Raw genomic sequence first — 8902 nt, 5'->3', positions numbered from 1 at the left:
GGTCTGTAGCGGCGAAGCCGCTACAACCAGTGATCGGCTTCGCCGATCACTCGACGGCGTTTCACGCCGTCGCAGCCGGGCGCGGGGCGGCCCGCCGGGGGGGGGCCGCTGACCCGGGTGCGGCGGACGCAGCGGCAGCTGCGCCGGGCCTGGGACCGGCCCCTCACCGCGTACTACCTGATCTTCGGCAGCTCGCTGCTCATCACCGTGCTCGGCCTGGTGATGGTGTACTCCGCCTCGATGATCAAAGCCCTCCAGCTGGGCCTGGGCGACGCGTACTTCTTCAAGAAGCAGTTCGTCGCCGCCCTGATCGGCACCGTACTGCTGCTCGCCGCCTCCCGGATGCCGGTCAAGCTGCACCGGGCGCTGTCCTACCCCGTGCTGGCGGGAACCCTGTTCCTGATGGTCCTGGTCCAGGTCCCCGGGATAGGGGTGGCGATCAACGGCAACCAGAACTGGATCTCCCTCGGCGGTCCGTTCATGCTCCAGCCCAGCGAGTTCGGCAAGCTGGCGCTGATCCTGTGGGGCGCCGACCTGCTGGCCCGCAAGGGCGACAAGGGCCTGCTGACCCAGTGGAAGCACCTGCTGGTGCCGCTGGTCCCGGTGGCCTTCCTGCTCCTCGGGCTGATCATGCTGGGGGGCGACATGGGCACCGCCATGATCCTCGGGGCCATCCTGTTCGGCCTGCTGTGGCTCGCGGGCGCCCCCACCCGGCTCTTCGTGGGGGTGCTGGCCTTCGCGGGTGTGATCGTCGCACTGCTGATCAAGACCAGTCCCCACCGGATGGACCGGCTCGCCTGCATCGGTGCGACCGAACCGGGCAAAAACGACCTCTGCTGGCAGGCCGTACACGGGATCTACGCCCTCGCCTCGGGCGGATGGTTCGGTTCCGGTTTGGGGGCCAGCGTGGAAAAATGGGGGCAACTGCCGGAAGCCCACACCGACTTCATCTTCGCCATCACCGGGGAGGAACTGGGCCTGGCGGGGACGCTGTCGGTACTCGCCCTCTTCGCGGCTCTAGGCTATGCGGGTATCCGCGTGGCCGGACGCACGGAGGACTCCTTCGTACGCTATGCCGCGGGAGGCGTGACCACCTGGATCACGGCCCAGGCCGTGATCAACATCGGTGCGGTGCTCGGCCTGCTGCCGATCGCCGGAGTCCCGCTCCCGTTGTTCTCGTACGGAGGCTCCGCCCTGCTGCCGACCATGTTCGCGGTCGGACTGCTCATCGCCTTCGCGCGGGAGGAGCCGGCCGCGCGTGCGGCGCTCGCGATGCGCCAGCCGAAGTCCGGCTGGAAGCGGACCGGGCAGAGATGGAAGTCGATGAGACGGCGCGTCAAGAGGCGTCCGTCCGGAGAGCGGTGAATTTCGGTGCATGTCGTACTCGCCGGTGGGGGGACCGCCGGCCACATCGAGCCCGCGCTCGCCCTCGCGGACGCCCTGCGCAGGCAGGACCCCTCCGTGGGCATCACCGCCCTCGGCACGGAGCGCGGACTCGAGACCCGCCTCGTGCCCGAGCGCGGCTACGAGCTGGGCCTGATCCCCGCCGTCCCGCTGCCCCGCAAGCCCACCCCCGAGCTCATCACCGTCCCGGGGCGGCTGCGCGGCACCATCAAGGCGGCCGAGGAGATCCTGGAGCGCACCAAGGCCGACGTCGTCGTCGGTTTCGGCGGCTACGTGGCCCTGCCCGGCTACCTCGCGGCCAAGCGGCTCGGCGTGCCGATCATCGTCCACGAGGCCAACGCCCGCCCCGGCCTCGCCAACAAGATCGGCTCCCGCTACGCGCACGCCGTGGCCGTCTCCACGCCCGACAGCAAGCTCCGCGGGGCCCGCTACGTGGGCATCCCGCTGCGCCGCACCATCGCCACCCTGGACCGCGCTGCGGCCCGCCCCGAGGCCCGCGCCACTTTCGGCCTGGACCCTAACCTGCCGACCCTGCTCGTCTCCGGCGGTTCGCAGGGCGCCCGGCGCCTCAACGAGACCGTCCAGCAGGTCGCCCCGACCCTCCAGCGCTCCGGGATCCAGATCCTGCACGCGGTCGGCCCGAAGAACGAAATGCCGCACGTCGACAACATGCCCGGGATGCCGCCCTACGTCCCGGTACCGTACGTGGACCGGATGGACCTCGCGTACGCCGCCGCCGACATGATGCTGTGCCGTGCGGGCGCGATGACCGTCGCCGAGCTCTCCGCCGTCGGGCTCCCCGCCGCGTACGTCCCGCTGCCGATCGGCAACGGCGAACAGCGGCTCAACGCCCAGCCGGTGGTCAAGGCCGGCGGCGGCCTGCTCGTCGACGACGCGGAGCTGACGCCCGACTGGGTGCTCGGCAACGTCCTGCCGGTGCTGTCCGACCCGCACCGCCTGTACGAGATGTCCCGCGCCGCCTCCGAGTTCGGCCGCCGGGACGCCGACGAGCTGCTGGTCGCGATGGTGTACGAGGCGATCGCCGCCCACCGGAACCGCTGAGGCGGTACGGCGCAGACGCAGGAGGCACAGGAGTGGCCGGAGCGAACACCGCACAGCGCGGCACACCCGGTTCCGACCGGCCCGCCCGCAAGGGCAAGGGCTCCGGCTCCCCCAAGCCGCCCGCCGCGCCGAAGCCGCCCCGGGCCCCCAAGCGGCAGAAGCCGGCGAAGCCGGCCAAGGCCGCCAAGGCCGCCAAGGCCCCGAAGCCCGCGAAGGCCCCCAAGGCCCCGTCCGCGCCGCACCCCGGTGTGCTCCGCCTCGTCCGGCGGCTGCGCGGCCGGGGCCGGCTGGTGGTCGTCGCCGCGGCCACCGCGCTGCTCACCGGGGGAGTCTGCTGGGTGCTCTACGGGTCCTCGTGGCTGCGCGTCGAGAAGGTGACCGCCAGGGGCACGCAGGTGCTGACCGCCGAACAGGTCCTGGCCGCCGCGGCCGTGCCGGTCGGCTCCCCGCTCGTGGCCGTGGACACCGACGAGATCGGCCAGCGGGTGCGCGAGCGGCTGCCCCGCGTCGAATCGGTCGACGTGGTCCGCTCCTGGCCCCGTGGAATCGGTCTCGAAGTGACCGAACGCAAACCAGTCCTGCTCATCAAAAAGGACGCTAACTTCGTGGAAGTGGACGCTTCGGGCGTGCGATTCGACACGGTCGCGAAAGCACCCGACGGCGTACCGCTCCTCGAATTGAACGTCGCGCGGTCGCCGAGCGGCCGCCGCTTCGACGAGGAGCGGCTGCTGCGCGAGGCCGTGGGCGTCGCCGGGGACCTCCCGGAGGCGGTCGCCAAGGAGACCGTGCAGGTCAAGGTGGGGTCGTACGACGCGATCCTCCTGGAGTTGACCCGGGGCCGCTCGGTGGTGTGGGGGAGCGGCGAGCAGGGGGAGGCGAAGGGGCGCGCGCTGACCGCTCTGTTCAAAGCCGCACCGGGGGCTACCCACTTCGACGTGAGCGTTCCCACCGCCCCTGCGGTGTCCGGGAGTTGACGTTCGATCGCGCGGCGACGCACCCTGGTTGGCCACCGATACGGGTGATCACATAGGGTGAAAAGAAAAACGGGAGGTTCGGCGTGTTCGTTGAACACGCGCTACTTGTCGACTTAGTGTCCTGTTCGGAAGAGTCCAGGGAACAGGCACATACTTAACCCTAAACTTCAGGGTTAGGGTTCGGGTCGGCGCGTTCGGACCGTCCCACATTTCGGCATCAGTCGTCGCAGCGCAGGCCCGCGAAGCGACGACACGTAACTCGAGGCGAGAGGCCTTCGACGTGGCAGCACCGCAGAACTACCTCGCAGTCATCAAGGTCATCGGTGTCGGCGGCGGTGGTGTCAATGCCATCAACCGGATGATCGAGGTCGGTCTCAAAGGCGTCGAGTTCATCGCCATCAACACGGACGCGCAGGCCCTGTTGATGAGCGACGCCGACGTCAAGCTCGACGTCGGCCGCGAACTCACCCGGGGCCTCGGCGCCGGAGCCAACCCGGCGGTCGGCCGCAAGGCGGCCGAGGACCACCGCGAGGAGATCGAGGAGGTCCTCAAGGGGGCCGACATGGTCTTCGTCACCGCGGGCGAGGGCGGCGGCACCGGCACCGGCGGCGCCCCGGTCGTCGCGAACATCGCGCGCTCGCTCGGCGCCCTGACGATCGGTGTGGTTACCCGGCCGTTCACCTTCGAGGGGCGGCGCCGCGCGAACCAGGCGGAGGACGGCATCGCCGAACTCCGCGAAGAGGTCGACACCCTCATCGTCATCCCGAACGACCGGCTGCTGTCCATCTCGGACCGCCAGGTCTCGGTCCTGGACGCCTTCAAGTCCGCGGACCAGGTCCTGCTCTCCGGTGTCCAGGGCATCACCGACCTCATCACCACCCCGGGTCTGATCAACCTCGACTTCGCCGACGTCAAGTCCGTGATGTCCGAAGCCGGCTCGGCCCTCATGGGCATCGGCTCGGCCCGCGGTGACGACCGCGCGGTGGCCGCCGCCGAGATGGCGATCTCCTCGCCGCTGCTGGAGGCCTCCATCGACGGCGCCCGGGGCGTCCTGCTGTCCATCTCCGGTGGCTCGGACCTCGGCCTGTTCGAGATCAACGAGGCCGCCCAGCTGGTGAGCGAGGCCGCGCACCCCGAGGCGAACATCATCTTCGGCGCCGTCATCGACGACGCCCTCGGCGACGAGGTGCGGGTCACCGTCATCGCCGCCGGCTTCGACGGCGGGCAGCCCCCGGCCCGCCGCGACAACGTCATCGGTGCCGCGTCCACCAAGCGCGAGGAGCCCGCGCCGGCCCCGGTCCGCGCCCCCGAGCCGGTCCGCCCGGCCTTCGGCGGCCTCGGTACGGTGACCCCCCGGGAGGAGCCCCCGGCCCCCGTCGAGCCGGTCGCCCCGGTCGAGGTCGCGCCCCCCGCCCCGCAGGTCCCCACGGCCCGTCCCTACCAGGACAGCCCGGCCGAGGAACTGGACGTACCGGACTTCCTGAAGTGACATTGGGGCAGCACAGCGAGAGCGGCGCCCACTTCGCCTTCACCGACCGGTGGGGCGGGGTGAGCGCCGTTCCGTACGAGGAGCTCAATCTCGGCGGCGCGGTCGGGGACGACCCGGCCGCCGTTCTGGCGAACCGCGCGATCGCGGCCAAGACCCTGGGCATCGAGCCGGACCACGTGGTCTGGATGAACCAGGTGCACGGCAAGGACGTCGCAGTGGTCTCCGGACCCTGGGAGCCCGGACGGGCCGTACCCGAGGTGGACGCGGTGGTGACCGCCCGCCGGGGCCTGGCCCTGGCGGTGCTCACCGCGGACTGCACGCCGGTGTTGCTGGCCGACCCCGTCGCCGGGATCGCCGGTGCCGCCCACGCGGGCCGGCCCGGGTTGGTCGCCGGGGTGGTGCCCGCCGCCGTCGAGGCGATGGTCGCGCTCGGCGCCGAACCGGGGCGGATCATCGCCCGCACCGGCCCGACGGTCTGCGGGCGCTGCTACGAGGTGCCCGCCGCCATGCGCGACGAGGTCGCCGAGGCGGTTCCGGCGGCCCGGTCCGAGACGAGTTGGGGGACCCCCGCCGTCGACGTGGTCGCCGGGGTGCACGCCCAGCTCGCCGAGGTGGGGGTGGTGAACAGGCACCGCTCGCCGGTCTGCACACTGGAGTCGCGGGACCACTTCTCGTACCGCCGCGACCGGGTGACCGGGCGGCTTGCCGGATATGTCTGGTTGGACTAGGTGATGACGGATCGTAAGTCGGAGCTCGCGGAGAACCTGGCGCGGGTGGAGGAGCGCATCTCCTCCGCCTGCGCCGCCGCGGGGCGGGCGCGGGACGAGGTGACGCTCATCGTCGTCACCAAGACCTATCCCGCGAGCGACGTACGACTGCTGGCGGAGCTGGGCGTCCGTCATGTTGCGGAGAATCGCGACCAGGATGCCGCCCCCAAGGCGGCCGCCTGCGCGGACCTGCCGCTCGCCTGGCACTTCGTCGGCCAGTTGCAGACCAACAAAGCCCGTTCCGTTGCGGGATATGCCCATGTGGTGCAGTCGGTCGACCGGCCCCGGCTGGTCACCGCGCTCTCCGCGGCGGCGCAGCAGGGCGGACGGGAGCTCGGTTGCCTCGTGCAGATCGCCCTCGACGCCGAGTCGGGGGAGCGCGGCAGCCGCGGCGGCGCGGCTCCCGAGCAGCTCGCCGAACTCGCGGACCTCGTGGCCGGGGCGCCGGGACTGCGGATCGACGGTGTGATGACCGTGGCTCCGCTGGCCGGTCCCTTCGCGGGACGCGAACGGGCCGCTTTCGAGCGGCTGGTGGAATTGTCATCCCGCCTGCGCGCGGACCATCCGGCTGCCACGATGGTGTCGGCCGGGATGAGTGCAGATCTGGAAGAGGCCGTTGCGGCCGGTGCGACACATGTACGCGTCGGCACTGCGGTACTCGGCGCGAGACCCCGGCTCGGGTAACGTCGCGAAGAAAGTCGGACCACAGCAGAAAATATGGTCATTCCCGCTGGAGGGCGGACAGACCACGTGGATCGCGGGCAGTTGGTGACTTCGGTGACACAGCGGCGCACCTGTGACACGGCGATCCACCACAGAGCGGAGGACTCAGAGAATGGCCGGCGCGATGCGCAAGATGGCGGTCTACCTCGGCCTCGTGGAGGACGACCGGTACGACAACCCGGGGTACGACCCCGACGACGAGTTCGAACCCGAGCCGGAACCGGAGCGGGACCGCCGGCGCCAGCAGCAGCCCGTGCACCAAACGCCCGTACCGGAAGAACCGGTACGAGCCGTGCAGCCCCCGCCGCAACGGGAACCCACTCCCTTGCCGGTCGAAAGTGGACGTCCTGCGCGAATCGCCCCCGTGGCATCCATCACACCTGAACGCTCGAACGTGGAGAAGAACGCCCCCGTGATCATGCCCAAGGTCGTCTCCGAGCGGGAGCCGTACCGCATCACGACGCTGCACCCCCGGACCTACAACGAGGCCCGTACCATCGGGGAACACTTCCGTGAGGGCACTCCGGTGATCATGAACCTCACAGAGATGGACGACACGGACGCAAAGCGACTTGTCGACTTTGCGGCCGGTCTCGTGTTCGGATTGCACGGCAGCATTGAACGCGTGACACAGAAGGTGTTCCTGCTCTCGCCTGCTAACGTCGATGTCACGGCGGAGGACAAGGCCCGCATCGCGGAGGGCGGGTTCTTCAACCAAAGCTAGACCGATCCGTCAGACACGGGGCGGAACGAGAGTGAGAGCAGGGGAGAGGGAAGCGCGGGATGGGCGTCGCACTACAGGTGGTCTACATCGCGCTGATGTGCTTCCTTATCGTGCTGATCTTCCGACTGGTGATGGACTACGTCTTCCAGTTCGCACGTTCATGGACACCCGGCAAGGCGATGGTGGTCGTCCTGGAGGCGACCTACACTGTCACCGATCCGCCGCTCAAGCTTCTCAGGCGGTTCATTCCGCCGTTGCGTCTCGGGGGCGTGGCACTCGACCTGTCCTTCTTCGTTCTGATGATCATCGTTTACATCCTCATCAGCTTCGTGAGCACAGCTGCGAGAAGCGTGTGAACGATGAGCTTTCCCGCACGCGCGGGGACAGTCCCGATACGGTCTTGCCGACTGCCGACGACTACGTAGAGGTGAAGAAGACATGCCGCTGACTCCCGAGGACGTGCGGAACAAGCAGTTCACGACCGTCCGCCTCCGAGAAGGCTATGACGAGGACGAGGTCGATGCCTTCCTCGACGAGGTCGAAGCCGAGCTGACGCGCCTGCTGCGCGAGAACGAGGACCTGCGCGCCAAGCTGGCCGCAGCCACGCGCGCCGCCGCGCAGAACCAGCAGCAGCAGGGCATGCGCAAGCCGGAACCCCAGGACCAGCGCCCCGGTGGCCCCGTGCCCGCCGCCATATCCGGCCCGCCGGCCCAGCAGGGCCCGCCGCAGATGGGCCCCCCGCAGCTTCCGGGCGGTCAGCCGCAGCTCCCGGCCGGCCCCGGCCCGATGGGCGGCCCCGGCGGCCCGCAGGGTCCCGGCGGCCCCGGCCCGATGGGCGGCCCCATGCACACCATGGGTGGTCAGCAGTCCATGGGCGGCCAGAACCCGCTCGGCCAGCAGATGCAGCCCATGGGCCAGCAGATGCAGCCGATGGGCCAGCAGATGCAGCCGATGGGGCAGCAGATGCAGCCCATGCAGCCGCAGCAGCCGCAGCTCCCGCAGCAGGGCCCCGGTGGCGACAGCGCCGCCCGTGTCCTCTCCCTGGCCCAGCAGACCGCCGACCAGGCGATCGCGGAGGCCCGCTCCGAGGCCAACAAGATCGTCGGCGAGGCGCGCAGCCGCGCCGAGGGCCTGGAGCGGGACGCCCGCGCCAAGGCCGACGCGCTGGAGCGGGACGCGCAGGAGAAGCACCGCGTCGCGATGGGCTCGCTGGAGTCCGCGCGGGCCACGCTGGAGCGCAAGGTCGAGGACCTGCGGGGCTTCGAGCGTGAGTACCGTACGCGTCTGAAGTCCTACCTGGAGTCGCAGCTGCGCCAGCTGGAGACCCAGGCCGACGACTCCCTGGCCCCGCCGCGGAACCCCGCCGGTCCGGCGCTGCCGCCGTCGCCGTCTGCCTCGATGGCCCCCGCCGGTTCGATGGGCATGGGCGGCCCGTCCCCGATGAGCAGCCCGTCCCCGATGGGTGGTCCGTCGCCGATGGGCGGTCCCTCCCCGATGGGCGGTCCGTCGTACGGCGGCCAGCAGCAGATGTCCCCGGCCATGACGCAGCCGATGGCTCCGGTGCGGCCCGCTGCGCCGCAGCCGATGCAGGCGCCGTCGCCGATGCGCGGCTTCCTCATCGACGAGGACGACAACTGACGTCGTCGTCGGCAGTCACCACCGGGGGGGGGGGGGGGGGGGGCCCCCCCCCGCGGGCCCGGCGGGGGCGCGGCGCGCCCCCCCGCCGCCGCCGCCGCGCCCACCGCCGCCCGCGCGCGGG

The 8902-nt window shown here is 70.9% G+C and carries 9 protein-coding genes; all 9 read left to right on the top strand.

Annotated elements, in window-relative coordinates; genetic code table 11:
• Positions 1 to 45 precede the first annotated feature (45 nt).
• The 9 genes from ftsW to ACFVGY_RS37235 all read left to right on the top strand — a co-directional run bounded on the left by ftsW (position 46) and on the right by ACFVGY_RS37235 (position 8781).
• Positions 46 to 1365 (top strand): putative lipid II flippase FtsW, encoded by a 1320-nt coding sequence (ftsW, locus tag ACFVGY_RS37275; protein ID WP_385686873.1) that lies wholly within the window; start codon positions 46 to 48, stop codon positions 1363 to 1365.
• Between the two features lie 6 nt (positions 1366 to 1371).
• A complete protein-coding gene (murG, locus tag ACFVGY_RS37270) occupies positions 1372 to 2466 on the top strand; it encodes an undecaprenyldiphospho-muramoylpentapeptide beta-N-acetylglucosaminyltransferase (protein ID WP_360635246.1) in 1095 nt (364 codons plus the stop codon).
• 32 nt (positions 2467 to 2498) lie between these two features.
• Positions 2499 to 3440, top strand: coding sequence for a cell division protein FtsQ/DivIB (locus ACFVGY_RS37265; protein WP_385686869.1), 942 nt, complete (start codon positions 2499 to 2501; stop codon positions 3438 to 3440).
• A 280-nt stretch (positions 3441 to 3720) separates the two neighbouring features.
• Positions 3721 to 4929, top strand: a complete 1209-nt coding sequence (gene ftsZ / locus ACFVGY_RS37260; protein WP_385434790.1) for a cell division protein FtsZ — start codon at positions 3721 to 3723, stop codon at positions 4927 to 4929.
• Positions 4926 to 5657: a peptidoglycan editing factor PgeF gene (gene pgeF / locus ACFVGY_RS37255; protein ID WP_385686865.1), complete on the top strand. Its 732-nt coding sequence runs from the start codon at positions 4926 to 4928 to the stop codon at positions 5655 to 5657. The genes ftsZ and pgeF overlap by 4 nt, the downstream gene beginning before the upstream one ends.
• 3 nt (positions 5658 to 5660) lie before the next feature.
• Complete coding sequence (locus ACFVGY_RS37250; protein WP_385686862.1) at positions 5661 to 6380, top strand: YggS family pyridoxal phosphate-dependent enzyme; 720 nt, start codon at positions 5661 to 5663, stop codon at positions 6378 to 6380.
• Between the two features lie 151 nt (positions 6381 to 6531).
• Positions 6532 to 7143, top strand: a complete 612-nt coding sequence (locus tag ACFVGY_RS37245; protein WP_360635234.1) for a cell division protein SepF — start codon at positions 6532 to 6534, stop codon at positions 7141 to 7143.
• 59 nt (positions 7144 to 7202) lie between these two features.
• On the top strand, positions 7203 to 7499 hold the full coding sequence (locus ACFVGY_RS37240; RefSeq protein ID WP_030155988.1) for a YggT family protein: 297 nt from the start codon (positions 7203 to 7205) through the stop codon (positions 7497 to 7499).
• An 82-nt stretch (positions 7500 to 7581) separates the two neighbouring features.
• Positions 7582 to 8781 (top strand): DivIVA domain-containing protein, encoded by a 1200-nt coding sequence (locus ACFVGY_RS37235; RefSeq protein WP_385686858.1) that lies wholly within the window; start codon positions 7582 to 7584, stop codon positions 8779 to 8781.
• The last annotated feature ends 121 nt before the right edge of the window (positions 8782 to 8902 follow it).

It is taken from the genome of Streptomyces sp. NPDC127106 (genome assembly GCF_042677605.1).
GTDB lineage: Bacteria > Actinomycetota > Actinomycetes > Streptomycetales > Streptomycetaceae > Streptomyces.
The sequence above is the reverse complement of the archived record's forward strand: the minus strand, read 5'-3'. Positions and strand labels throughout refer to the sequence as shown.